The sequence below is a fragment of the Neptuniibacter sp. 2_MG-2023 genome (genome assembly GCF_030547495.1).
Lineage (GTDB): Bacteria > Pseudomonadota > Gammaproteobacteria > Pseudomonadales > Balneatricaceae > Neptuniibacter.
The window spans coordinates 1-23,569 of the sequence record NZ_JAUOQC010000005.1 but is presented as its reverse complement, the minus strand read 5'-3'; the positions used below and the strand labels follow the sequence as shown (position 1 = coordinate 23,569).

The following is a 23,569-nucleotide window of genomic DNA, read 5'->3' as shown; positions in this document are numbered from 1 at the left end:
AATTTACGCTTTATTCCCCTTCAAGATCATCTCATGCAATGGGTATGTTCCCGTGCGTCGGTCTTCAAAGTAGAAGTTGAGGGCGTTTTTAATAGTGGAAAAGGCAAGGTCATCCCAAGGAATCTCCTTTTCGCTAAACAGTTCAACCTCAAGGGATTCATTGCTCGGTGCATATTCTGGCTTGTCTAAATGGGCGAGATAGATAAGTTGCACCTGATTAACGTGAACAATAGAGGTTAAGGTATAGAGATGGCTGATTTCGACATGAGCATTGGCTTCTTCATAAGTTTCTCGTAATGCTCCTTCCATAGTGGATTCATTGTTTTCCATAAATCCTGCGGGCAGTGTCCAGTAGCCTTTTCTGGGTTCAATTGCGCGTTTGCAGAGTAAGACCTTATCTTGATAAACCGGTAAACAGCCGGTGATAACTTTGGGATTCTGGTAATAAATTGTCTCGCAGTTATCACAAATATGACGCGGTAAATTGTCTTCGTCGGGGATGCCTAAGCGAAGAGGGTTTGCGCAATTGGAACAAAATTTCATCCTACATCCTTAAGCGTGCTGCTAGTGGTTTGCGAGTCTATAGATTATAAATATCGCAAAGAGATAGAGAGTCTATAAAATCTTACTTAATTTGTCGCTGTGCTTAAGGGTATGATTAAAGCAGAGTGAATAATAATGATATTTATATGATAACGACTATACGAAAACGTTTAACTGGATTAACTCCCGCTCGGTTTTCATCAAACCGACCGCAAGCCAGTGTGCTTATTGCATTAACGGATGATGATGATCCAGAAGTTATTCTAACTAAACGAGCCGCCACACTCTCAACCCATAGTGGGGAGATAGCATTTCCTGGCGGTAAATATGATGAGACCGATACAGATCTATTATTTACCGCGTTGCGTGAAGCTCATGAAGAGGTGGGTTTGCAGCCTTCATTGGTTGATGTTATCGGTCCTTTAGGGCAAGTGCTTTCTAAGCACGGTTTGCAGGTTACGCCTTGGGTGGGCGTTGTGCCTAAAACGGTTGAGCTGGTACCGAACTTAGGTGAACTTGATGAGATATTTAGTGTCCCGCTAAGTTTTTTCTTAGCGGATCAGCGTTACTCAACAGATGAGATACGCTTTAAGGGGAAATCACTTTATGTTCCCGCATGGGAGTATCAAGGGCATATTATTTGGGGCTTAACGGCTTATATGTTGGTTGAGCTTTTAAATGAAGGGTGCGGTGCTGATATTCCAATGAAACCGAGGCCTGAATATGCAGTTAGACATTTTTTGCGTGAGTAGGAGAAGCTGTAATGTTGTATTCCCTTGAGGGGCAAAGTGTCAGATTAATAGGTAAAGAGCATTTTGTGGCAGAAAATGCGACGGTTATCGGTAATGTTGAGCTGCATGATTGCAGTAGTGTCTGGTTTAATGTGGTGATCCGTGGTGATAACGACCCCATTATCATCGGCTCAGGTTCAAATATTCAGGATGGTGCAGTTTTACATACTGATCCAGGGTTTACCTTACGTATAGGTTCAAATGTGACGGTGGGGCATCAGGCGATGTTGCATGGTTGTGAGGTGGGAGAGGGTTCTTTAATCGGTATTAATGCTGTTGTTTTGAATGGTGCAAAAATAGGCAAAGGCTGTTTGATTGGTGCGAATGCCTTAGTCACTGAGGGTATGCAAATTCCGGATTATTCGTTAGTGGTGGGATCACCTGCTAAAATAAAGCGCCCCTTATCTGTAGAACAGGTGGCTGAATTGACAAAGAATGCTGAGCATTATGTTGATAATATGCGCCGTTACAATCGTGGTTTAGAGCGACAAGAGTAAGTAATGACAGAACAGAGAAACAAACCTATCCCAAACCCTTGTGTCGGTGTATGTGCGCTCGATGAAAATGACCTTTGTATTGCCTGTCAGCGTAGTGGTATCGAGATTGCTGAGTGGGGTGTTTACACTAACGAAGAGAAGGTCGATGTTTGGAAAAAGATCAAACAGCGAGAATCGGGCGATTTTTCAGAATAATTTTAGGGTCTGTTGGTTATGAATGTGATGATCGATATTTGTATTGTGCCTTTAGGGGTGGGCGTATCAGTCTCAAAATATGTAGCGGCCTGTCAGCGTGTTCTAAATGATGCCCATTTGAAACATGAGATGCATGCCTATGGTACCAATGTGGAAGGGGATTGGGATGAGGTGATGGCGGCGGTCAAACGTTGTCATGAGGTGGTGCATGAGATGGGCGCACCACGGATAACAACCTCAATGCGTTTAGGCACTCGAACAGATCGTGAGCAGACGATGGATGATAAAGTTCAAAGCGTAAGGCAGAAGCTGGAGCGAGAAGAGGGTTGATTGAGCGCCAATTTTTAGCGGCGCTCAATCTTTATATTAAAGGGGTTAGTCTTCCTGCTCTTTTTTGAAGGCTATTATTCGAGCCGTCTTGATTACATTATCACTGATTTGCAGCGTTTCTATATGATAGTGCATTAACTGCAAGCAGACGTTAGCCTCAGGAATGGATTCCAAGGTTTCCGTAATCAAGCCGTTCATTGTTTTTGGGCCATCGGTAGGCAAATTCCAATCCAATGCTTTGTTAACATCGCGAATATAGGCACTGCCTTCAATGTAATAGCTGCCATCTTCTTGCGGAAATATATCTTGGTCAGCCTCTCTAGGGCTAGACGATAACTCTCCGACAATCTCTTCTAGTATATCTTCTAATGTGACGATGCCTTGTATATCGCCATATTCATCAACCACTAGGCCTATACGTCTATTTTGCGATTGAAAGTGGACGAGCTGGGTTTCTAGTGGCGTACTTTCAGGTACAAAGTAGGGTTCCCGTATCACTTGAAGAATGGCTGCTTTTGTTACCTTCCCTTCATGGAATACCTGCGCAAGGTTACGCATATGGAGAATACCCACCACTTTGTTTAGTTCACCTTGGTAAACAGGTAGGCGTGTATGCTCGGTATTGCTCAAACGGCCAATAATCGTATCAATATCATCATCTAGGTCGATTCCCATAACTTCGTTACGAGGGATCATGATGTCATTCACTGTTACTTCAGACAGCTCTAGTACGCCGAGCAGCATGCTTTGGTTATTTTGTGGAAGTAGAGCACCGGCCTCATTAACTAATGTTCTAAGCTCTTCAGTGCTCAGGTGGTGATTATTGTCACCGGTGACATTGACCCCAAATAAACGTAGGAAAGTGTTTGTAATGCCGTTTATCACCCATACTAGCGGGTAAGATATTTTAAGTAGAGGCGCAAGAAGATAAGACGCAGGGAAAGCGACTCTTTCCGGATAGAGCGCAGCCATTGTTTTTGGTGACACTTCCGCAAAGATAAGAATAATAACTGTTAGGCCAAAGGTGGCGATCATAATGCCGGTGTCGCCCCATAGGCGTACGCAAATAACGGTCGCGATAGCGGAGGCTAAGATATTAACAAAGTTATTACCTATCAGAATAACGCCAATCAGTCGGTCGGGGCGTTCTAGTAATTTGCTGGCTTTACGTGCTCCACGGTGCTTTTTCTTGACGAGATGTTTCAGTCTATATCGGTTAAGCGACATCATCCCGGTTTCTGAACTGGAGAAAAATGCAGAGCATAAAATTAAGAAACAGAGTATTCCAAGGAGAAATCCTATTGATGCGTCTTCCAAGACGGTATGCCTATCTTATGAATGGAGCGTCATTTTCAAATGTGGCCCCTGACCTGTCAAGGGCTATTACCCCTACATTTTGTCTATTTAGACGAATAGAGGTGGTTATCTGATAGAAGAGGGCTTAGATGAGTAATTCAATCACCATTTTGCTGCCAAAAAAACCAAGCGCGAGAGTGATAAAACTTGCAATAGTCCAGCGTACTGCTGTGTTACTGCGCCAGCCAAAGCTAATACGGCCAAATAATAAGGTTGCGTACAAAAACCAAGCACAGATAGAAAATGCAGTTTTGTGAACTAAGTGTTGTGCAAATAGATCTTCAAAAACAATAAAGCCCGTCACCATCGCAGCGGTTAATAAGACCAAACCAGTCCAAACCATCTCAAATAGCAAGCATTCCATTGTTTGTAGTGGTGGGAGGGATGAGACAAGTCCGCGAGTATGATGCTGTTTCAGTGCTGCTATTTGGAAGGAGAGCAATATAGCTTGTAGTGTTGCTACCGTAAAAATACTGTACGCCAAAATCGATAGCAAAATATGGACGATTACGCCGCCGCTATAGATTTTTCCATCAGATACCCCAGTAGCCAGTGTGGCCAATGAAGCGATGGCGGCCATAGGAAAAACACCAATAAAAAGATTATCTATATTTTGGCGCAAGCTACTAAGAAGAACGATACTAGCGACGAGCCAAGAGATAAGTGAGCTAACACTAAAGAAGCTTAAGTTAATCCCATCTGGCTGGTGGAGTACGATATAAAGCGCCAAAGTATGGGAACATAAGCCAAGCACGCCTAGTAGTTGGTTGAAATAACGGGGCTGTTGGCGACTGCCGCGCATAACTTGCCACTGTAGGATTCCAGCAGCGCTATAAAGCATTACGGCAACAAGTGTTGATATAGCTAGCATCTAAGTCTCTTCTGTCCAGCGTTCAAGTAGAACAGTGTTATGGCATGAGGCGCTAGTTTGTCACAGATAGGCGCCGGATTAAAGAAGAGCAATAGAGATACAAAGAGTAATTTAAAGGGGCTGCTCAGGATGGCTCTTGTACGGTATAATGTATCGATAATTAACTTAGTTTATCTTTTTCCCTTAATAATATGCTTATCTATGAAGCGCTTTCGCAGGGGGAAAGTCGAGGCAGGACATGTTTGAGAATTTAACAGAACGACTTACGCACACGTTACGCTCAGTGACCGGTCAGGCGAAACTGACGGAAGATAATATTAAAAGTACTCTGCGTGAAGTGCGTATGGCGCTGCTCGAAGCGGATGTCGCACTCCCTGTCGTTAAAGAGTTTGTTAATAGCGTTAAAGAGCGTGCTGTAGGGACTGAAGTTACTAAAAGCCTGACTCCAGGACAGGTATTTGTAAAGATCGTCAATGAAGAGATGGTCAAGGTCATGGGGGAGGCGAATGAAAAGCTGAACCTAGCGGTCGTACCTCCAGCAGTTGTTATGATGGCTGGTCTTCAAGGGGCGGGTAAAACCACCTCGGTGGCAAAGCTAGGTCGTCACCTACGTGAACGGGAAAAGAAAAAGGTCTTAGTTGTTTCTGCTGACGTATATCGTCCGGCGGCTATCAAACAGCTAGAAACCCTTGCGGCTGAAGTTCAGGTTGATTTCTTCCCATCGTCCGCTGATCAAGATCCAGTTGATATAGCTAACGCTGCAATCGCTCATGCTCGCATTCAACACCATGATGTTGTCTTGGTTGATACGGCGGGTCGTTTGCATGTTGACGAAGATATGATGGGTGAGATTAAGCGCTTACATGAAGCGGTTAATCCGGTAGAAACCTTATTTGTTGTCGATGCGATGACAGGTCAAGATGCGGCAAATACCGCCAAAGCTTTTAACGAAGTATTACCTTTAACCGGTGTTATCCTTACCAAAACCGATGGTGATGCTCGCGGTGGTGCTGCTTTATCTGTACGTCAGATCACCGGTAAACCTATTAAGTTCTTAGGTGTTGGCGAAAAAGTTGATGCCTTAGAGCCTTTCCATCCTGATCGTGTTGCTTCCCGTATCTTAGGTATGGGCGATGTGCTTTCCTTAATTGAGGAAGCAGAGCAGAAAATTGATAAAGCCAAAGCGGAAAAATTTGCCCAGAAAATTAAAAAGGGTAAAGGCTTTGATCTAGAAGATTTCCGTGAACAGATTACCCAGATGAAAAATATGGGTGGTATGGCGGGCATGCTTGATAAACTTCCTGGCATGGGTCAGCTGACTCAAGCGGCCAGTGCAGCAAACGCCGAGAAGGGTATGCATCAGATGGAAGCGATCATTAACTCAATGACCGCATTGGAACGTCGTAAGCCCGATATTATCTCAGGTTCCCGAAAAAAACGTATAGCTAAAGGCTCTGGAACCCAGATTCAGGATATTAATCGCCTGCTTAAACAGCATAAACAGATGTCGAAGATGATGAAAAAATTCAGCGGCAAAGGCGGTATGACCAAAATGATGCGCGGCATGAAAGGTATGTTACCGCCGGGCATGGGTGGTGGTCCTGGTGGTATGGGCGGCCCTGGTGGTTTCCCTGGGATGTAAGCCTTTTTAATTAATCGGCGAAAAGACTTTATTAGGGCGGGTAATTCTAGTAGAATTCCCGCCCTAATTTTTAATGGTTCAGTCTGCCTCAAAAACAGGCTGTTTTTCTAACTGTGGGCGATATTAAAACCCACTCAATAAAGGGATCTAACGCATGGTAACTATTCGTTTGTCTCGTGGTGGCGCTAAGAAGCGTCCGTTCTATCACATCTCAGTAGCAGACTCGCGTAATGCGCGTGACGGTCGCTTTATTGAGCGTGTGGGCTTTTTTAACCCAACAGCACGTGGTCAAGAGGAAGGTCTTCGTATCGATCTTGATCGTGTTGAATACTGGCAGAGTAAAGGCGCACAGCTATCTGAGCGCGTTGCTAAGCTAGTTAAAGAAGCTAAAGCAGCTAAGTAATTTTTAGGTTTTTGGTCAGGGTTAAAGATGAGCAGTGATCCAAGTAATGAACATATCATTGTCGGAACGATTTCTGCTGTCTATGGGATTAAGGGTTGGGTAAAAATTTACTCTAACACTGATCCAATAGAAAACATTTTTTCCTACAAACCGTGGTTGGTAAAAGTTAACGGTGTATTGAAGCCTCTCGAGGTGGAAACCGGTAAGCGCCATGGTAAAGGGCTAGTTGCAAAACTGGTTGGAGTAGACGATCGGGATGTAGCGCGTAAATATTGCGGGCTTGAAATCTCGGTTGATGCAAAGCAGCTTCCTAAATTGGACGCTGGTGAGTACTACTGGAGTCAGTTGCAAGACCTATTAGTTTATACCGAGTCCGATCAATTATTGGGCAAGGTAAGCCACCTGTTAGAAACTGGCTCAAATGATGTGCTAGTTGTGAAGGGAACGGCTGACAGTCTCGATCAAAGAGAGCGACTGTTGCCCTATCTTCCTGACCAGGTGATAAAAAATATTGACCTTGAAACAGGTACCATGCGGGTCGATTGGGACCCGGAATTCTGAACCATGTGGTTTGGTGTGGTAACTCTTTTTCCTGAAATGTTTGATGCAATTAGTTGCTACGGCGTTACAGGGCGAGGAGTAAAAAACGGTTTGATACAGATGCAGTGCTGGAATCCTCGGGATTTCACGCATGATAAGCATAAAACTGTAGATGACCGCCCTTATGGTGGCGGCCCAGGCATGTTGATGAAATTTCAACCGCTTAGGGATGCTATTCATGCGGCAAAAGACGCTGCGGGCGACGAGGTAAAAGTTATTTACCTATCCCCACAGGGACGACGTATGGATCATCAGGGTATGCAGGAGCTAGCTTCTCGCAAGAAGCTGATTCTGGTAGCAGGGCGCTATGAAGGTATTGATGAGCGCCTAATAGATGCAGAGATTGATGAAGAGTGGTCGCTAGGCGATTTTGTGCTTAGTGGTGGGGAATTGCCCGCGATGACTATGATTGATGCAGTTTCTCGTTTGGTTCCTGGTGTTTTAGGACATCAAGATTCAGCTACTGAGGATTCGTTTTGTGATGGATTGCTAGATTGCCCGCACTACACTAGGCCGGAACAGTATGATGATATGCAGGTACCTGAAGTGTTGCTGAGCGGCAACCATAAAGAGATCAGACGCTGGCGTCTGAAACAACAGCTGGGAAGGACTTGGCAGCGCCGACCTGACCTGCTCGAATCTCTTGAGTTAAACGCTGAGCAAAAGTCATTGTTAACCGATTTTATCCGGGAGACCCAAGGGTCCGAAGGTTGAATGTTTAGGAGCAAGCGATGAGCGGCAAAAACCTAATTATTCAGCAGCTTGAAGCTGAACAAATGAATAAAGAAGTACCAGAATTTGCACCAGGTGATACTGTTGTAGTTCAGGTTAGAGTTGTAGAAGGCGAGCGTACTCGTCTGCAGGCGTTTGAAGGTGTAGTTCTAGGTAAGCGTAACCGCGGTCTGAACTCTGCTTTCACTGTACGTAAAATTTCTCACGGTGTGGGTGTTGAGCGTACTTTCCAAACTTTCAGTGCTACCGTTGATAGCATCGAAGTTAAGCGTCGTGGTGCTGTACGTCAGGCTAAACTTTACTACTTGCGTGAGCGTAGTGGTAGATCTGCACGTATTAAAGAAAAATTGGGTTAATCACCTACTTTTTCTTTTATTAAAAAAGCGGCTTCGGTCGCTTTTTTTATGTCTAGTGTTTAACTGATCTTAATATCTGTTATAAAGATTGGACAGAGTTGAATATCCACGCCCATAATATTAGGGTTGAAAAGCGGCTAGTTTCGCAAGTTTTGGGTACAGGGAGTTAATCTTAGGTCAGCCTATGAAAAACAAAACCATCAAGCACATTGTTTCATTATGTTTAGTTATCCTAGTTCCCGTCTTACTATTTGCCGGAGCTTATGGATTTGTTTGGTGGAAAGTATCTGAGTTCGCAGATGACTTTGCTCGTGATATCTCTCCTTATGCTGATATGAAATACCAAGATATTTATATCGACCTGTTTCAATCTGAGGTTGGTCTGCGTGGCATGAGTTTTATTCCTGCTGGCATGAAAGGCGAAATAGGGATTGATGCTACGACTTTAAAAGCGCCCTCGTGGGGATTTATCCTTAGTTTGAATGAGCAGTTGTCCAAAGGTGAGCTGCCAGAATCATTTAATATTGAGATTACAGGGATAGATCTTAACCTCCAAAGTGGTTATATGCAGGATTGGGGGCGAATGGCCGCCGATGCGCAGCGCCAAGTAGGTCCAAGTTACGACACTTTAGCTTGTGGTGATCTGCATTTCTTTTCGATCGCGGATGTTCGCAAAATGGGCTATAGCCGCATTCGTAGCGATCTCTCTATCCAATATACTTTTGATAAAGTAGACAAGCAGCTCAATTTTGATCTGCAAAGTAAAACTGCGCAGATGGCTGATGCGAGCATCTCTATGAATATTGGTGTCACAAGCGACACGTTAAATATGCAGACAATCGTGTTTGCTCAACCGCAGTTAAAAAGAATTAAAACCCGTTTTTATGACCGCGGATATAACGTCCGTAAAAACAAATTTTGTGCGGCTTTAAATAAAGAACCAGTACAGGATTATCGTCAGCGCTATGCTGAGATGTTAAATAGACGGCTAAATTATGAAGGTTGGACAGTCCCTAAACCTTTGTTTGATGCTATTGATAGTTTAAATAACCCCGGCGGTTCTTTTTATCTGCGTGTTGATATTCCACAAGGGTTCGGTATGCAGTCAATGGCATTAATTCAGCAACCAACGGACCTCTTGGATGCTTTAAATCCATATATGGAATTTAATGGTAAGGCTGTCTCTTGGGAGGGTGTTGCTTGGAATGAGCCTGATCCTGAGGGGGAGCGCTTACTGCATGAGTTGAATGTAGGTGCTGATGAGGTGCTGGAAGAACAAGTATCAAGCGCGCTTCCTGAAGAAGATGCAGAACATTTTGATATGAGTATAGCTATGCCTTCTCCTGTTTATGAGCGCCGTAATCAGCATGCTCTAAAACGATTGAAGCAGCAGAAAAATGAAAAAACCTTTAAGCCCGTTGAGCTGTCGAATTTAGAGCCCCACTTAGGTGAGCCGGTGATTTTGTATACCTATTTTGGACGTAAAGTTGAAGGCCGTTTGATTGATGTGAATCCTGATGTGATTACCGTTGAACATCGTTTAGTGGATGGTCGCGGAACTGCGACTTATCCGATCTCTCGGGATAAAATTCAAAGTGCGCGCCTTTATTATTAATTCCTCTTGCTGTTCTATGTATCTATCTTGTGTTGGATGGAGTGATTGTGTCGTCTTCCATTAAAACTGCTGTTGTTCTAAGTGATAAAGATAGCCAGCTCATTGATACATATTTAGATGCTATTTGGATGGAAAAAGGCTTGAGTGCAAACACGCTTTCCTCCTATCGTCGAGATCTGAATCAGTTTGGTTTGTGGTTAAATCAGCGCGGAGGACACCTTATCTCCTGTGTTCGATCTGAGTTACAGCAGTATTTAGGGTGGAGAGTTAAAGAGCGCTTACGTGCGAGCTCGACGGCCCGAATGCTCTCATGCTTGAGAGGGTTTTATCGTTATCTGTTACGTGAAGAACTAATTAGTGAAGATCCGGTACTCTTAATAGATAGCCCGAAAAAGGGACGAAGTTTACCTAAAACATTGACGGAAGATGATGTTGAGCGCCTCTTAGAGGCGCCGGAACTAAACGATCCTATCCACTTTCGTGATCGTGCTATGTTAGAAGTCCTTTATGCTACAGGGTTACGTGTTACTGAATTAGTCAGTTTGCAGTTATTTGAAGTAAATTTGAATCAAGGTGTGATTCGCGTAATGGGTAAGGGCGGCAAAGAGCGTTTGGTCCCGTTAGGTGAAGAAGCGATTAGTTGGGTACAGCGTTATTTAGTGCAGGTTCGGCCTATTCTATTGGGTGAGAATGTGAGTGATGTGCTGTTTCCTAGCCGGCGAGGGCAGCAGATGACACGGCAAACCTTTTGGCATCGTATAAAACATTACGCCTTGGTTGCGGGTGTTGATAAGCCGTTATCACCCCATGTAATTAGACATGCATTTGCGACACATCTGCTGAATCATGGGGCTGATCTTAGAGTGGTGCAGATGCTATTGGGGCATAGTGATCTATCAACTACGCAAATTTATACCCATGTGGCCCAACAAAGATTACAGTCTTTGCATCAAACCCATCATCCGCGGGGTTAATTACTGGAACTTCGCCAGGAAAATAGAGTCCTAGATATAATACGCAATTAGGCAGTTGGAATAGTTAGAGGGAAATGATGAAAAAAATCTTAATATCGACCATGCTGTTAATGAGCAGTTTGAGTATTAATGCCCAAGCAGCAAGTCCTGAGGAGCTGATTACGCAGAACCTGCAAAAGGTTAATGCGCGTCTCCAAGTTGAGACCGTGGTCAAAGCTCCAGTGGATGGAATGTATGAGGTGTTATTGAACACTGGTGAAGTCCTCTATTCCGATGAGCAAGGCAAATATTTCTTATTAGGTAAGTTGTTTCAGTTTAGTGAGTCTGAAGGTTTTATTGATCTGACAGAACAGAAACAGAGCATTATCAGAAAAGAGACCCTTGCCAAAATCGATCCTGAACAAATGGTTGTCTACCCTGCTGAAGGCGAATTAAAAGCGACAATTAATGTGTTCACCGATGTGGATTGTCCTTACTGCCGTAAACTGCATGCCGAAGTGCCTAAATTGACTGCTATGGGTATCCAAGTTAATTATCTGGCTTTTCCTCGACAAGGTGCAGGCACTGCAACCTACAGAAACATGGTATCCATTTGGTGTGCTGAAAGTGCAGACGGCCGTCGGAAAGCGATGGATGCAGCTAAAGGTAACGGAGAGCTAACATCTAAAACTTGTGATAGCCCTGTGATGGAACAGTTTAATATGGGTCAAAGCATGGGGGTTACTGGTACTCCTGCCATTGTTCTATCTGATGGTAGTTTGCTGCCAGGTTATGTCCCTGCGGCGCAATTAGCGAAAGCGTTAAAACTGCAGTAAGTTCGTTTATATTCTTAATAATAAGGGAGCCTAGGCTCCCTTATTTATTTGTTGCTACAGAATGATTGCAGAGATAGAGCTATTGCATTGTTTTGGCTATAATACTCGGCTCATTTTTACGGAACTTATGTAAGTGGATCAATTTGCCATGTTTCAATGTTTATTGGCTAAGTTGGTTTATCTGTTTCCGTTAGATTTCTAAATCACAGTTATGACTCAATAGGTATATATACTGTGAGAAATAGTTGTTCAACAGCATGCGAGGTGCAAGTTTGAAACCGGTCAAAGTAGGTATCTGTGGATTAGGTACAGTCGGTGGTGGCACATACAATGTGCTGAAGCGAAATGCCGAAGAGATTGCTCGTCGGGCAGGACGTAAAATCATAGTGGAAGAAATTGGTGCTCGTCACACTAATCCGGACTGTGATACCAAAGGTATACAGCTTACAGATGATGTTTTTGCGGTGGCTAAAAACCCAGAAATTGATGTAGTTGTTGAGTTGATCGGTGGTTATGACGTAGCAAAAGAACTTGTGCTGACAGCTATAGAGCATGGTAAGCATGTTGTAACTGCGAACAAAGCCTTAATCGCTGTTCATGGTAATGAGATTTTCGAAGCTGCGCAGAAAAAGAATGTCATGGTTGCATTTGAAGCATCGGTTGCCGGTGGTATCCCGATCATCAAAGCGATCCGTGAAGGTTTGTCTGCGAATAAGATTAATTGGTTAGCCGGTATTATTAATGGTACAGGCAACTTCATCATGACCGAAATGCGCGATAAAGGGCGTGATTTTGACGATGTACTCGCTGAAGCTCAAGCGCTTGGTTATGCAGAAGCTGATCCAACCTTTGATGTTGAAGGTATTGATGCGGCTCATAAGTTAACGATTTTAGCCTCTATCGCGTTTGGTATCCCTTTGCAGTTCGACAAAGCCTTTACTGAAGGCATCAGCAAAATCACTCGCGATGATGTGCAGTATGCTGAAGAGCTTGGCTACCGTATCAAACATTTAGGTGTTAGCCGTCATACGGATAAAGGTGTGGAGCTGCGAGTGCATCCAACACTGATTCCTGAGTCTGCGCTTATCGCTAATGTAAACGGTGTGATGAACGCAATTTTGGTTGATGGCGATGCGGTTGGCCAAACTATGTATTACGGGCCGGGTGCTGGCTCTGAGCCAACTGCTTCCGCTGTTGTGGCCGATATAGTCGATGTCGTTCGTACTTTGACCGCTGATCGTGATAATCGCGTACCTCATTTGGCCTTCCAGCCATCAGAGTTATCAGATGCACCGATTCTGCCAATGGAGCAGACAGAAACTGCCTACTATCTACGCATGAATGCCCAAGAGAAACCGGGTGTGCTGGCAATGATTACCAGTATTCTGGGTGGCGAAGGCATCAATATTGAAGCCATTATTCAGAAAGCAACAAGCGAAGACCAAGTGCCGGTTATTATTTTGACCCAAACTGTGGTTGAGCAGAAGATGAATGATGCAATTGCAAAAATCGAAGCGCTAGATGAGATTAACGGTAGTGTTACTCGTATTCGCGTTGAAAATTTTGGCCGTTAAGGAGTAGTCCCGTGAAATATATCTCTACCCGGGGAAAAGCTCCGGCAATGAATTTTGAAGAGGTTCTTCTAGCTGGTTTAGCAAGTGATGGTGGCCTATATGTGCCAGAAACATTGCCTACTTTCAGCAAAGAGGAGATCGCCTCTTGGGTCGGTCTGCCATATAACGAATTGGCTTATAAAGTGATAAAGCCATTTGTGGATGACTGCGTAGCCGATGCAGATCTGAAGCAGATGATTGATGAGACCTATGCGGGTTTCAATCATATTGCTGTCGCACCGATGAAAGAGCTAGGCACTAATGAGTGGATCCTAGAACTTTTTCATGGCCCAACCTTGGCATTTAAAGACTTCGCACTTCAGTTGCTAGGTCGCTTGATGGATTACGCACTTGAAAAGCGTGGTGAACATTTAGTGATTATGGGGGCAACTTCAGGTGATACAGGTTCAGCGGCGATTGAAGGCTGCTGCCATAGTAAACATCTGGATATTTTTATTCTGCATCCGCATAACCGCGTATCAGAAGTGCAGCGTCGTCAGATGACAACCGTTATTAAAGACAATGTGTTTAACATTGCTTTAGAAGGTAACTTCGACGATTGTCAGCAGATGGTTAAAGATAGCTTTGCTAATCAAGACTTCCTTAAAGGGATGAAGCTAGGGGCAGTAAACTCGATCAACTGGGCGCGTATTATGTCCCAGATCGTTTATTACTTCTCAGCTTCGCTTGCTGTCGGTGGTCCAGAACGTGAAGTGAGCTTCTCTGTGCCTACAGGTAACTTTGGTGATATTTTTGCCGGTTATCTAGCTAAGCAGATGGGTTTGCCGATCAAGCAGTTGGTTGTGGCTACTAACCGTAACGATATTTTGCACCGTGTTATCTCCGGTAACGATATGTCCAAAGGTGAGCTGGTTCATACCTTATCACCGTCTATGGATATTATGGTGTCGTCAAACTTTGAACGTATGTTGTTTGATGTATACGGCAAAGATGGGGCGGCCATTGATGATCTAATGGCACGTTTCTCGAAAGAATCGGTTGAACTTGATTCTGACCGTTGGGATAAAGTGCGTGAGCTATTTGATAGCTGTGCAGTTGATGATGACGCGACCTGCGAAACAATCAAACAAGTCTACGCTGAGACAGAATACCTACTCGATCCGCATACAGCGATTGGTGTTAAAGCCGCGCGTGAATGCAACCGTGATAAGTCTGTACCGATGATCACTTTAGCGACTGCGCATCCGGTTAAGTTCCCTGAGCCTGTTGTTAAAGCGGGTTTGGAATCCCCTCAGTTGCCAGCCCATATGGTTGATCTTTTTGAGCGTGAAGAAAAGCTAGACGTGTTAGATAACGATCTAAATACAGTTCAGCAGTTTATCGCGAGTCATGTTCATTCAGAATAATTAATTGTTTGAATATGATACTCTCAAAACCCGACCTTGTTTGTGTCGGGTTTTTTGTATCTGGCGATTGATCTTTTTGTGTTAAAGCAAAGGAATAACTGCGATGACTGATCTGTTTTTTTACTTGTCGAAAATATTCTGGGTAGTGGTTCAGCCAGATCATTTTTTGCTACTCATGTTATTTGTTGGCTTACTACTTTGGCGCAGATTATTAGGGGTGTTAATGGTCTGGAGTTCAGTGTTAATTATGCTGGCTTTAAGTGTATTCCCGATCGCTAACTACCTTCTCGAGCCTTTAGAACAACGTTTTCCTAAGCCAGATCTTACTCAGCTTGAAGCGCCTATTGCCGGTATTATAGTGTTAGGTGGAGGTGAAGAAGCGGAGCTGTCCGCTGTACATAATATGCCTCAGTTCAACCGTGCTGCGGAAAGACTTATGGTGTTACCTGCTCTGATGTTGCGTTATCCACAGGCTAAAGTTATTTTTACCGGTGGCTCAGGTTCATTATTAAAGCCTGAATATCGCGGTGGTGATGTGGCTAAGCAGTGGCTGACCGAGCAAGGTTTAGGTGCACGGCTTATTGTCGAAAGGGATTCACGAAATACCTTCCAAAATGCAATATATAGCCGTGAAATTATTGATGAGCTTAAAAAAACAGATAAAGTAGATGATCTGGTTGGCGGTAAATGGCTGCTTGTGACCTCCGCATTTCATATGCCACGCTCCGTGGGTGTTTATCGTCAGGCGGGTGTTGATGTTATTCCTTACCCTGTTGATTTTAGACAGTTGAATAGTCAAATCCAGCTCAGTCTTAATGCCAATATGGCGGAGCTTAATCAGGTCGTTCGAGAATGGATCGGTTTAGGTGCCTATTATCTGACAGATAAAACTGCTGAGTTGTTTCCCCGTCCTTTAGATGTAAGCGCGTCAAAAACGTCGCAGCAAAATATAGATCAGTCAAAACCGGAACCTGAAAACTCCAACCTTTTACAACCTAAGCCTTTATTGGATGGAACAGCAGAAACTTAATGAAAGAACTGGTTATCACTCAACGTCAAGACACCGACTCTAACTTACCAATATTTAGGCAAACTAATCCCGTTCTTGCACGAATTTATGCCTCTCGTGGTATTCACGATTTAGAGGGGTTAGGGCGCAACTTAAAAGAGTTGCTGCCCGATAGCGGTTTAGCCGGTATGGATGCTGCCATCGAACGCTTAGTGGTTGCGCTTAAAAAGCGTGAAAAAATCATGATTATTGGCGACTTTGATTGTGATGGCGCAACCAGTACAGCGGTGGCGGTACTGGCTTTACGCATGATGGGTGCGGAAGAGGTCAGCTACCTTGTTCCAAATCGTTTTGAATATGGTTACGGCCTAAGTCCCGAGATTGTGATGGAGGCGTTAAAGCAAGCCCCTGATCTATTGATTACTGTTGATAATGGTATCTCCAGTATTGAAGGGGTTGCCGCCGCTAACATCGCTAATTTAGATGTAATCGTGACGGATCATCACCTTGCTGGCCAAGAGCTTCCAGCGGCATATGCCATAGTGAACCCTAATCAGCCCGATTGCCGTTTTAGCGCTAAATCGACCTGCGGCGTAGGTGTTATCTTCTACGTGATGATCGCACTAAGGCGTAAACTGCAAGCGCTTAAGTGGTTTGAGGAGCAGGGGTTAGCACTGCCTAACCTCGGCAGCCTTCTTGATCTTGTTGCCTTAGGCACTGTGGCCGATGTGGTTCCTTTAGAACAGAATAATCGTGTGCTGGTCTATCAAGGCTTACAACGCATTAAAGCGGGTCGCTGTCGACCCGGTATCAAAGCCTTAATTGAACTATCAGGTCGCCAACAGCATAAAATAGCGTCCTCTGACTTAGGCTATGCTTTAGCGCCACGTCTAAACGCTGCAGGGCGTTTAGAGGATATGTCGATCGGTATTGAATGCCTATTGACTGAATCTGAGCAGCAAGCAAAAGAACTAGCTGCGACGCTAAATGACCTTAACCAAGAGCGCAAAGGCATAGAGCAGGAGATGCAACAACAAGCCTTAGATCTGTTGGCGCACCTTCAGCTAGATGATGAAGCCTTACCTTACGGGTTATCGCTTTATGAGCCAGAATGGCACCAAGGTGTGATCGGTATTTTAGCCTCCAGAATCAAAGAGAAAACCCATCGGCCTGTTATCGCGTTTGCTCAAGGTGATGAGGGAGAACTTAAAGGCTCGGCCCGTTCAATTCCCGGTTTTCATATTCGAGATGGCTTAGATGCGATCGCAGCGAAACACCCCGCACTTCTGCGTAAATTTGGCGGTCATGCCATGGCAGCAGGATTAACGATCAGTGATAAAGATCTAGGCTTATTTCAGCAAGCCTTTGATAGCGAAGTGAGACGGCAGTTATCAGATGCGGATCTACAACAACAAGTGATTACCGATGGTGCATTAAGTGCCAATGATATGACCATTGAGTTAGCTGAAATGCTCCGTGATGCCGGCCCTTGGGGTCATCAATTTCCAGAGCCATTGTTTGAGGGTGAGTTTTCACTCCTACAGCAACGAATTGTCGGCCATCGCCATCTGAAAATGGTATTGATGGAACCCGCTTCAGGATTAGCGGTAGATGCGATACAGTTTAATGCCGATATGGACCAATGGCCGGATGAATCGAAAACCCATGTACGGGTTATCTATCGTTTAGATGTAAACGAATTCCGTGGCCGAAAAAGTGTACAGATGCTAGTCGATCACCTATTAATCACCGATCAGTAAAAAGAGTGGAATACTAATTATGAATGAATTTAACTTAGAAGAGCTAAACCTACTTTTAAGCGTATTTGAAAAAGCGGGTATCAGCACTGATCAAGGCGCAGAAGGTGAGATGCTACAACGCTTAAAAGCCGCACAAGAAACCCGCCAAGAGCTAGAAAGTATGGACTTTGACGACTGCTTAGGCGGCGCCTGTAAGCTATAAGCACAATACTATCCATTTGACCTGATCGCTCAGGTCAAATGGGAGCGTGTTATCGCGCCTGTACCTGATTATTATCGACGCCCATCGGCCTGTGTAGGCGCTCACCCCGTGAGCAAACAGTTAAGATTTTCTTTTTTCTATGGGGGCGATGCCCGCGATCCGTGATTGCGTATCGACTGTAGAAATGGGAAGACGTGCTACATTCTTATTCTGTTTTTATGTACAGTATTTAATCCGTTAGATCTTTATGTAAGGATAGTAAGACAACGATGTAATTTTCTCCAAGGATGAGAAATCCTCAAGCAAGGAAAGCAGATGAAATTCAATACGTCACACCCCCTTCTTAATATCCTTTCTCGGAGATATATGACAACTTGTCGTGTTTAATCGCGACAATTTGTCATATATTTAGCTGTTATGTGTAATCAACCATGAAGATATTGCTTTTTACTTTTGTCTGCGCAAGCCTTTATATCAGTATGGTTTGGGTAACGACTAAGAATCAAGAAAGTCAGAAAGCAGCTATCAGGACAGTTGTGCAAGGCAGTCTTATTGGCGTGTGTATTCTTTGGCCTTCAATTTTCATTAGTATGTTTTGGGCCATATTTGTTGCTGTACTGGTTTTGGTGGTAGCTGTTTATTTTGGTTCACAGCATGGAAATAAAGGTCACTTAATTAAACATGGAGTGTTCGGAAGCTTATGGATTACATTGCCACTTTACATATGGCTACTACCAAATACATAACAAGAAAAACCATTTCGACGCGCTCTGCGCGCAACTGTTTTAAGCGTTATACGGAACTGTCATGAGTAGATTATTAATTACCCTTGTTGTAAGCCTATTGGCATTCAATGCTACTTCAAGTGAAAAGGAAACATTTGATTCATATATGGTTGAATACTTGGAAGTAACAAATGCAGTATCTAACACAAAACTGATGTTAGATAACATGTTGTATATTCAAAAACAAAACCTGTTAAACGGCCCTGAACAGATAGACCCCAAAAAGGTCAATATTATTCTAGAGGTTATTAGTAATCATTATTATCAAACTTATATAACAGAAGAATACCTACTGAAAATTCATACTCCCGTGTACCGTAAGTATTTTTCAATGCAAGACATGAAAGAAATAAATGATTTTTACCGTACTCCTGTTGGTAAGAAGCTAATTCAAAAGCAAGGAGTTATCCAAAACGAAGTTATGGTAACAATGCAAACAGATTTACAAAATGGGACTGCTAAACTTCAATCTAAGATTAAAGAAAGGCTTGAAAGTGAGTAATGGCATCTCGTCCGTATAACAAGCAAATAAACAGGGACACGTAACAGTTGGCTACCGTTCGTTCCTCACTATTTTAGCCAACATTACTTAGCCCATTATTTGGGCGTTATGTGTAATCAGGACATCAAGCTATGTGCTTAACAATCAAGGAGGTTGCTGAGGTGGTATCAATAATAGGTGTATTCATTACGGCAGTTGCGCTTTGGTTTACTGTGCGAAGCTTTCAAAAGCAATTACAGCTCAATTTTTTTTCTGAATATACTCGCCGCTATCAAGAAATCACTCTGAATTTTCCGGAGTCGATTAACGAAGATGATTTTGATTATGGCTCCCTAGAACCAGAAATCAAAGATAAGACCATGAGGTATATGCGAGCTTACTTCGACCTATGTAGTGAAGAATATTTCCTAAAGAGAAAGGGAAATATCGATCAAGAGACCTGGTGTGAGTGGGAAACTGGCATGAAGTTCGCTTTTTCGAAGTCAGCATTTCAACAAGCATGGGAAATGCTTAAGCTCGACACCATATATTACGGTGAATTTTCTAAACTTGTTAATGAATCAATAGGCAAAACACATAACAATTCAAGCAAGCGGGACGCCGTAACCGGCGCCCCTTCTTGAGGCGTTATGGCGAGTAGCAAATGAAATCTCTATTTTCATTCAAAGGAACTGCATGCAGAAAAGAGTTTCTCTTGGCTGTTATTGTCTTAGCGGCTATAGCCTACTTGGTGAGCTATTTAAGAGAATCAATTTATCCTTTGCCTGAAACCGGTATAGTTCAATATGCACTAATTAAAAACTTGCTTGCCCTTATATATCTCACCTTGTTACAGCCAATCATTGTTAGACGGTTAAGGGATATAAAGTTATCAGCATGGTGGGTATTATTATTCTGGTTAACACTACCCATTAACGTTGTTAACTTATTGGCTCTTCAGCAGATTTTTGGAATTCAAATAGACTTAGCTAACGTGCCAACAGGGTGGGGGCTACTGGTGAATTCTCTTTACCTATTAGCTATATGTACCGTAATTTTGTCTATCATGCTGTTTGTTGTGCCAAGTCGCCATAACAAGAAAAGCCATCCGACGCATACTGCGCGGCTGCTTTAAGCGTTATGCAAAGCAAGTGAGCTAAATATTGAATTTTAGGAATACTGAATGAGCAGTTTTGTTGACAACCTTTCCCCAAAGGAATGGGAGGCTTTCTGTGAAATAATGTTGCGCCAACATTACGGTGCGAAAAATTTCTGGTCTGTCCCAGATGAAGACGGCGGAGACTTAGGGCTAGAGTTTTATACTATTGATGGGACACTCTTTCAGTGTTACTGCCCTGATAAAGGCGTTGATATGGCGTCTTATAAAAAGAAAATTCAGAAAAAAATTCGTGAAGACCTTAAGAAGCTAAAAACTAACGAGATCAAAATAGCTAAAATGATTGATGATGTTACTGTACATCAATGGGTTCTTCTCACACCTGAGTTTAAATCTAAGGATTTAATAGGTTACTGCAATACTAAAAAAAGGGAAGTAATCGCAGAAAATATTACGTATATCAACAATGATGAGTTTCTTGTAAAAGTAGAGACAGCTGATAGCTACCCTGACGGAAAATTATACGCGCAAGGAGTTTATAGCAAAGCTATTGATATTCCTCTGCTTAGCATTAGCGAAGTGGAAAAAGATGCCTGGAAGGATGGAAATACTGAATTTTCAGGGAATGTAGTTAGAAAGTCAGTGGCTTTAATGGGCGAAAGCTCAGAGGGGTTCCAAGATGAAATTTTTACAAAGTATATTCAGATGGAAAAGTTTCTTGATCAGCTCCGTGAAGAACATCCAGATCTATATGAAATGATTGAAGACACTGCTCGCGCCCAGCTTGAGAACATGAGAGAAGACGCATTTTTTTCAGCGAAAGATAAAGGGTTCGTTAAAAGTATCGTAGATGGTAATAAGTCTGCGTTTTCTAAGCATTCGAAGTTTATGTCGGAAAAAAATGTTCAGTCATTGTCTTTTGGATATTTGTCTAAATGGCTTGCCCAATGTTATATGGATTTTGAGTCATGAATAAAGAGCTAAATGTAAAGCCTATTGTTAGTGATAAGCCATATTCTGTAACAATTGAAATGAGGCCGTTGTGGAGAATTTGCCTCATTTTAATATGTGTATCTGTCGTTTCAGGAGATAAAAAATATTTGAGTTCGAAAAAAGTTAATATCCTAGTTTGGATGTTAATAAGAAAAAATAGATGGCAAGAGTACGAAGACTACCTCTTGAATCGGTCGGAAAATATCCCTTTAGTTTCGATTGATACAGCCACTTTTAAAGCCGTTGAGTTTTCAATCGCTAAAGGATTCCTATCTTTGGAAAATGACAAGATTTTTGTCACAGACACTGGCGAGGAGTTATTTTCACTTTTAGTCGAAAATAACATAATGGATGAGGAAGTTTGTTTCTTGAAGCAATTAGGAAAGAAGCTTAGCGATAATAAAGTTAAGGGTCTTACAGGTGGGATTAAGTAATGCTCGGTTTAAGAATTCGAAGAATTGAAATTTCTGCAGATACTAATGGTGGTCGTTTTTCAACATCCATCCCATTTGAAGATGGCTTGAATATTATTCGAGCTGAGAACTCTTCAGGTAAGTCAACTTGCATCAATTCAGTGGCTTATGGGTTGGGTCTTGAATCCATACTTGGCCCCAGTAGAAAGAGACCTTTTCCTAAATCTTTATATGAGGTGATCTACGACAATAAAACAGAAGAAACCCCATATTTTGTACGTCATTCTTCCGTTTCTATATCCATCGAAAATAGAAATGGTAAATCGGCTATATTGAGCCGCGATATATTAGGCGATGATAATAAAGTAACCGTTGTTACCGATAGTCAGTCTTCCGACTATTTTCTAGGATCCGCTGGTAATGTTGGGTCAGCTGTTAGTGAAAAAGGCTTTCATAACTGGCTAGCAAGTTTCATTGGTTGGTACCTCCCAAATGTAGTTACTTTTGAAGGGAAAGAAACGAAGCTGTATTTAGAATGCATTTTTCCTTTATTTTTTATCGAACAGAAGCGCGGATGGTCAGAGATTCAGGCAAATAGCCCTACACACTATGGTATTAAAAACGTAAAAAAGGCAGCCGCTGAGTTTTGCCTAGGAATAGATAGCTTCGAGTACGAAAAAAAGCTCGCAAAGTTAAAGCTCCAGCTTGAGGCTTATGAGTCCGACTGGGATGGAATTAAATCTTTTTCTGAAAGTGTTGCTGATTTTAACGAGGTCAAAGTAAGTAGGCTAGGTAGCATAGATAAAAAAGACTTACTCCCCCGAATAGAGTTCAGCTATCTCGAAAACGATGTTTTCGTGAGTGTATATGAGCAAGAGAAATCTTTAAAAAGATTGATCGATAAGCTGGCTATGGATGTAGCACAAAAGTCACCAGGCGATGAAGTGCTTAATTCCAAGCTTGCAGCGATACGCGTTCTTAGAAGGCAAACCGAGGAGTGCTCAATATCTATTGAGGTTACTATGCTTTCAATTTCAGATGCAGAGAGTAAGCTGGCCACTTTACGGCACGACTACGACCAATACCAACAACTTAAAAGACTGAGAAGCGTTGGAAGCGATATATCCAGTGACCTCGACACTGAAAAATGTCCTATTTGTGAAAGTGATTTGTATGACACATTGGGCAATACTTCAACCAAAAGACGTCCAATGTCGCTTGATGAAAATATAGCTTTTTTAAAAAACCAGCTAGATTTTTTCACCTCAATTAGAGATAAGAGTTTACGTCAACTTCAGGATCTTAAATCCGAATATAAGCTTGTCCTATCAAGGATGGAAGTTGAGCGGGAAAGCATAGAAACACTCCGCTCTGATCTTGAAGATATTAATGGAGAAGTAAAAACAATTCTTAGAGAGAAAATTCAGGCCGAATCACTCTTGAAAGATGTCCAAAAACTGAAGGAGACCCAAGACAAACTTAATGAAAGAGTTTACTCTGTACATTCCTCTTGGACTACTGCTTCTGGTTCATTAAAACAGATAAAAAAGGGCAAGAGCGTTTCTAACAGAGCTTTGGTAATACGAAAGTTGGAAGGCTTGATAAAGAACAACCTTGAAGAATTCGGATTTAAAACCTCTGCTATAAATTCTGTAACTGTCTCACAACAAACATTACGTCCTGAACAGGAAGGCTACGATATTGTCGCCGAGACTTCAGCTAGTGATTATATAAGAATTATTTGGTCTTATACTTTATCTCTTATGGAGCTAGCTGGTACCGAGGACAACGTAAGGCATGGTGGTTTTGTTGTTTTTGATGAGCCAAGGCAGCATGAGGCAAGTAAGGTTAGTTTTACAAACTTGATTACGAAGGCTGCTCAGTCTTCGAAATATGGTGGTCAAGTAATATTTGCCACTAGCCTCGATGAAGAAGAATTGAGGGTTTCTTGTAAAGACAAAGAAGTAAACCTAGTTTGCTTCGATGAGTATGTTCTCACTTTGGATCCTAAAACTGAGCAGAAAGAAGATGCATAACAAGTGACTATGGTTCCCAGTCAAGTATTTAGACCATTTTTTCATCCCAGTATGTTCCGTTTTTCACCATCGT

Annotated in this window: 26 protein-coding genes; 23 read left to right on the top strand and 3 right to left on the bottom strand. The window is 42.8% G+C overall.

All coding sequences use genetic code 11. From position 1 onward, the window contains the following. Nucleotides 1-3: 3 nt before the first annotated feature. Nucleotides 4-543, bottom strand: coding sequence for an NUDIX hydrolase (locus Q4486_RS06360; protein WP_303518815.1), 540 nt, complete (start codon nt 541-543; stop codon nt 4-6). 146 nt (nt 544-689) lie between these two features. On the opposite strand from Q4486_RS06360, the gene Q4486_RS06355 reads away from it, so the two are divergent. From Q4486_RS06355 to Q4486_RS06340, 4 genes are read left to right on the top strand one after another with little or no spacing between them, the layout of a single operon-like run. Continuing rightward, nucleotides 690-1,295, top strand: coding sequence for a CoA pyrophosphatase (locus Q4486_RS06355; protein WP_303416249.1), 606 nt, complete (start codon nt 690-692; stop codon nt 1,293-1,295). An 11-nt stretch (nt 1,296-1,306) separates the two neighbouring features. Then, complete coding sequence (locus Q4486_RS06350) at nt 1,307-1,831, top strand: gamma carbonic anhydrase family protein (protein ID WP_303518813.1); 525 nt, start codon at nt 1,307-1,309, stop codon at nt 1,829-1,831. 3 nt (nt 1,832-1,834) lie between these two features. Beyond that, nucleotides 1,835-2,026 carry a DUF1289 domain-containing protein gene (locus tag Q4486_RS06345; protein WP_303518811.1) on the top strand — a complete coding sequence of 64 codons (192 nt, stop codon included), beginning with the start codon at nt 1,835-1,837 and terminating at the stop codon, nt 2,024-2,026. Nucleotides 2,027-2,044: 18 nt separating this feature from the next. Beyond that, nucleotides 2,045-2,356: an MTH1187 family thiamine-binding protein gene (locus tag Q4486_RS06340; RefSeq protein WP_303416252.1), complete on the top strand. Its 312-nt coding sequence runs from the start codon at nt 2,045-2,047 to the stop codon at nt 2,354-2,356. A 45-nt stretch (nt 2,357-2,401) separates the two neighbouring features. Here the strand turns inward: Q4486_RS06340 and Q4486_RS06335 are convergent, their stop codons facing one another. Next, nucleotides 2,402-3,673 (bottom strand): HlyC/CorC family transporter, encoded by a 1,272-nt coding sequence (locus Q4486_RS06335; RefSeq protein WP_303416253.1) that lies wholly within the window; start codon nt 3,671-3,673, stop codon nt 2,402-2,404. Nucleotides 3,674-3,797: 124 nt separating this feature from the next. Beyond that, nucleotides 3,798-4,583, bottom strand: a complete 786-nt coding sequence (locus tag Q4486_RS06330; protein ID WP_303416254.1) for an inner membrane protein YpjD — start codon at nt 4,581-4,583, stop codon at nt 3,798-3,800. Between the two features lie 238 nt (nt 4,584-4,821). Here Q4486_RS06330 and ffh point away from each other — a divergent pair, with 238 nt between their 5' ends. From ffh to Q4486_RS06235, 19 genes are all read left to right on the top strand, one after another. Beyond that, nucleotides 4,822-6,225: a signal recognition particle protein gene (ffh, locus tag Q4486_RS06325; protein ID WP_303416255.1), complete on the top strand. Its 1,404-nt coding sequence runs from the start codon at nt 4,822-4,824 to the stop codon at nt 6,223-6,225. A gap of 154 nt (nt 6,226-6,379) precedes the next feature. Beyond that, nucleotides 6,380-6,628 (top strand): 30S ribosomal protein S16, encoded by a 249-nt coding sequence (gene rpsP, locus Q4486_RS06320; RefSeq protein WP_067862491.1) that lies wholly within the window; start codon nt 6,380-6,382, stop codon nt 6,626-6,628. 27 nt (nt 6,629-6,655) lie between these two features. Next, nucleotides 6,656-7,189 (top strand): ribosome maturation factor RimM, encoded by a 534-nt coding sequence (gene rimM, locus Q4486_RS06315; RefSeq protein ID WP_303416256.1) that lies wholly within the window; start codon nt 6,656-6,658, stop codon nt 7,187-7,189. Between the two features lie 3 nt (nt 7,190-7,192). Beyond that, nucleotides 7,193-7,942 carry a tRNA (guanosine(37)-N1)-methyltransferase TrmD gene (gene trmD / locus Q4486_RS06310; protein ID WP_303416257.1) on the top strand — a complete coding sequence of 250 codons (750 nt, stop codon included), beginning with the start codon at nt 7,193-7,195 and terminating at the stop codon, nt 7,940-7,942. Between the two features lie 17 nt (nt 7,943-7,959). Further along, nucleotides 7,960-8,316 carry a 50S ribosomal protein L19 gene (gene rplS / locus Q4486_RS06305; protein WP_303416258.1) on the top strand — a complete coding sequence of 119 codons (357 nt, stop codon included), beginning with the start codon at nt 7,960-7,962 and terminating at the stop codon, nt 8,314-8,316. A 184-nt stretch (nt 8,317-8,500) separates the two neighbouring features. Next, nucleotides 8,501-9,931 (top strand): hypothetical protein, encoded by a 1,431-nt coding sequence (locus Q4486_RS06300; RefSeq protein WP_303518810.1) that lies wholly within the window; start codon nt 8,501-8,503, stop codon nt 9,929-9,931. 59 nt (nt 9,932-9,990) lie between these two features. Then, nucleotides 9,991-10,905, top strand: a complete 915-nt coding sequence (gene xerD / locus Q4486_RS06295; protein WP_303518914.1) for a site-specific tyrosine recombinase XerD — start codon at nt 9,991-9,993, stop codon at nt 10,903-10,905. Between the two features lie 74 nt (nt 10,906-10,979). Next, a complete protein-coding gene (locus Q4486_RS06290) occupies nt 10,980-11,720 on the top strand; it encodes a DsbC family protein (RefSeq protein WP_303518808.1) in 741 nt (246 codons plus the stop codon). Nucleotides 11,721-11,992: 272 nt separating this feature from the next. Next, nucleotides 11,993-13,294: a homoserine dehydrogenase gene (locus Q4486_RS06285; RefSeq protein ID WP_303416262.1), complete on the top strand. Its 1,302-nt coding sequence runs from the start codon at nt 11,993-11,995 to the stop codon at nt 13,292-13,294. Between the two features lie 11 nt (nt 13,295-13,305). Further along, entirely contained in the window at nt 13,306-14,700 is a 1,395-nt protein-coding gene (gene thrC, locus Q4486_RS06280) for a threonine synthase (protein ID WP_303416263.1), read from the top strand. Between the two features lie 103 nt (nt 14,701-14,803). Further along, nucleotides 14,804-15,730 carry a YdcF family protein gene (locus Q4486_RS06275; protein WP_303518806.1) on the top strand — a complete coding sequence of 309 codons (927 nt, stop codon included), beginning with the start codon at nt 14,804-14,806 and terminating at the stop codon, nt 15,728-15,730. Next, nucleotides 15,730-17,469: a single-stranded-DNA-specific exonuclease RecJ gene (gene recJ, locus Q4486_RS06270; protein ID WP_303518805.1), complete on the top strand. Its 1,740-nt coding sequence runs from the start codon at nt 15,730-15,732 to the stop codon at nt 17,467-17,469. Before Q4486_RS06275 ends, recJ begins: the two co-directional genes overlap by 1 nt. A gap of 19 nt (nt 17,470-17,488) precedes the next feature. After that, nucleotides 17,489-17,671, top strand: a complete 183-nt coding sequence (locus tag Q4486_RS06265; RefSeq protein WP_067862474.1) for a hypothetical protein — start codon at nt 17,489-17,491, stop codon at nt 17,669-17,671. A gap of 807 nt (nt 17,672-18,478) precedes the next feature. Next, nucleotides 18,479-18,958 (top strand): DUF2059 domain-containing protein, encoded by a 480-nt coding sequence (locus Q4486_RS06260; protein WP_303518804.1) that lies wholly within the window; start codon nt 18,479-18,481, stop codon nt 18,956-18,958. A 131-nt stretch (nt 18,959-19,089) separates the two neighbouring features. Next, nucleotides 19,090-19,581 (top strand): hypothetical protein, encoded by a 492-nt coding sequence (locus Q4486_RS06255; RefSeq protein WP_303518802.1) that lies wholly within the window; start codon nt 19,090-19,092, stop codon nt 19,579-19,581. A 20-nt stretch (nt 19,582-19,601) separates the two neighbouring features. Then, the gene (locus Q4486_RS06250) at nt 19,602-20,072 is read left to right on the top strand and encodes a DUF805 domain-containing protein (RefSeq protein ID WP_303518801.1); all 471 of its coding nucleotides are present in this window, start codon (nt 19,602-19,604) and stop codon (nt 20,070-20,072) included. A 48-nt stretch (nt 20,073-20,120) separates the two neighbouring features. Further along, nucleotides 20,121-21,026, top strand: a complete 906-nt coding sequence (locus Q4486_RS06245; RefSeq protein WP_303518800.1) for a hypothetical protein — start codon at nt 20,121-20,123, stop codon at nt 21,024-21,026. Beyond that, nucleotides 21,023-21,481: a hypothetical protein gene (locus tag Q4486_RS06240; RefSeq protein WP_303518798.1), complete on the top strand. Its 459-nt coding sequence runs from the start codon at nt 21,023-21,025 to the stop codon at nt 21,479-21,481. The genes Q4486_RS06245 and Q4486_RS06240 overlap by 4 nt, the downstream gene beginning before the upstream one ends. Next, entirely contained in the window at nt 21,481-23,496 is a 2,016-nt protein-coding gene (locus tag Q4486_RS06235) for an AAA family ATPase (protein ID WP_303518796.1), read from the top strand. Before Q4486_RS06240 ends, Q4486_RS06235 begins: the two co-directional genes overlap by 1 nt. The last annotated feature ends 73 nt before the right edge of the window (nt 23,497-23,569 follow it).

What these genes read in the sequence shown, in the direction of transcription:
- Q4486_RS06360 (WP_303518815.1), bottom strand. Translation starts at nt 543, where the DNA reads ATGAAATTTTGTTCCAATTGCGCAAACCCTCTTCGCTTAGGCATCCCC.
- Q4486_RS06355 (WP_303416249.1), top strand. Translation starts at nt 690, where the DNA reads ATGATAACGACTATACGAAAACGTTTAACTGGATTAACTCCCGCTCGG.
- Q4486_RS06350 (WP_303518813.1), top strand. Translation starts at nt 1,307, where the DNA reads ATGTTGTATTCCCTTGAGGGGCAAAGTGTCAGATTAATAGGTAAAGAG.
- Q4486_RS06345 (WP_303518811.1), top strand. Translation starts at nt 1,835, where the DNA reads ATGACAGAACAGAGAAACAAACCTATCCCAAACCCTTGTGTCGGTGTA.
- Q4486_RS06340 (WP_303416252.1), top strand. Translation starts at nt 2,045, where the DNA reads ATGAATGTGATGATCGATATTTGTATTGTGCCTTTAGGGGTGGGCGTA.
- Q4486_RS06330 (WP_303416254.1), bottom strand. Translation starts at nt 4,583, where the DNA reads ATGCTAGCTATATCAACACTTGTTGCCGTAATGCTTTATAGCGCTGCT.
- ffh (WP_303416255.1), top strand. Translation starts at nt 4,822, where the DNA reads ATGTTTGAGAATTTAACAGAACGACTTACGCACACGTTACGCTCAGTG.
- rpsP (WP_067862491.1), top strand. Translation starts at nt 6,380, where the DNA reads ATGGTAACTATTCGTTTGTCTCGTGGTGGCGCTAAGAAGCGTCCGTTC.
- rimM (WP_303416256.1), top strand. Translation starts at nt 6,656, where the DNA reads ATGAGCAGTGATCCAAGTAATGAACATATCATTGTCGGAACGATTTCT.
- trmD (WP_303416257.1), top strand. Translation starts at nt 7,193, where the DNA reads ATGTGGTTTGGTGTGGTAACTCTTTTTCCTGAAATGTTTGATGCAATT.
- rplS (WP_303416258.1), top strand. Translation starts at nt 7,960, where the DNA reads ATGAGCGGCAAAAACCTAATTATTCAGCAGCTTGAAGCTGAACAAATG.
- Q4486_RS06300 (WP_303518810.1), top strand. Translation starts at nt 8,501, where the DNA reads ATGAAAAACAAAACCATCAAGCACATTGTTTCATTATGTTTAGTTATC.
- Q4486_RS06290 (WP_303518808.1), top strand. Translation starts at nt 10,980, where the DNA reads ATGATGAAAAAAATCTTAATATCGACCATGCTGTTAATGAGCAGTTTG.
- Q4486_RS06275 (WP_303518806.1), top strand. Translation starts at nt 14,804, where the DNA reads ATGACTGATCTGTTTTTTTACTTGTCGAAAATATTCTGGGTAGTGGTT.
- recJ (WP_303518805.1), top strand. Translation starts at nt 15,730, where the DNA reads ATGAAAGAACTGGTTATCACTCAACGTCAAGACACCGACTCTAACTTA.
- Q4486_RS06265 (WP_067862474.1), top strand. Translation starts at nt 17,489, where the DNA reads ATGAATGAATTTAACTTAGAAGAGCTAAACCTACTTTTAAGCGTATTT.
- Q4486_RS06260 (WP_303518804.1), top strand. Translation starts at nt 18,479, where the DNA reads ATGAGTAGATTATTAATTACCCTTGTTGTAAGCCTATTGGCATTCAAT.
- Q4486_RS06255 (WP_303518802.1), top strand. Translation starts at nt 19,090, where the DNA reads ATGTGCTTAACAATCAAGGAGGTTGCTGAGGTGGTATCAATAATAGGT.
- Q4486_RS06250 (WP_303518801.1), top strand. Translation starts at nt 19,602, where the DNA reads ATGAAATCTCTATTTTCATTCAAAGGAACTGCATGCAGAAAAGAGTTT.
- Q4486_RS06245 (WP_303518800.1), top strand. Translation starts at nt 20,121, where the DNA reads ATGAGCAGTTTTGTTGACAACCTTTCCCCAAAGGAATGGGAGGCTTTC.
- Q4486_RS06240 (WP_303518798.1), top strand. Translation starts at nt 21,023, where the DNA reads ATGAATAAAGAGCTAAATGTAAAGCCTATTGTTAGTGATAAGCCATAT.
- Q4486_RS06235 (WP_303518796.1), top strand. Translation starts at nt 21,481, where the DNA reads ATGCTCGGTTTAAGAATTCGAAGAATTGAAATTTCTGCAGATACTAAT.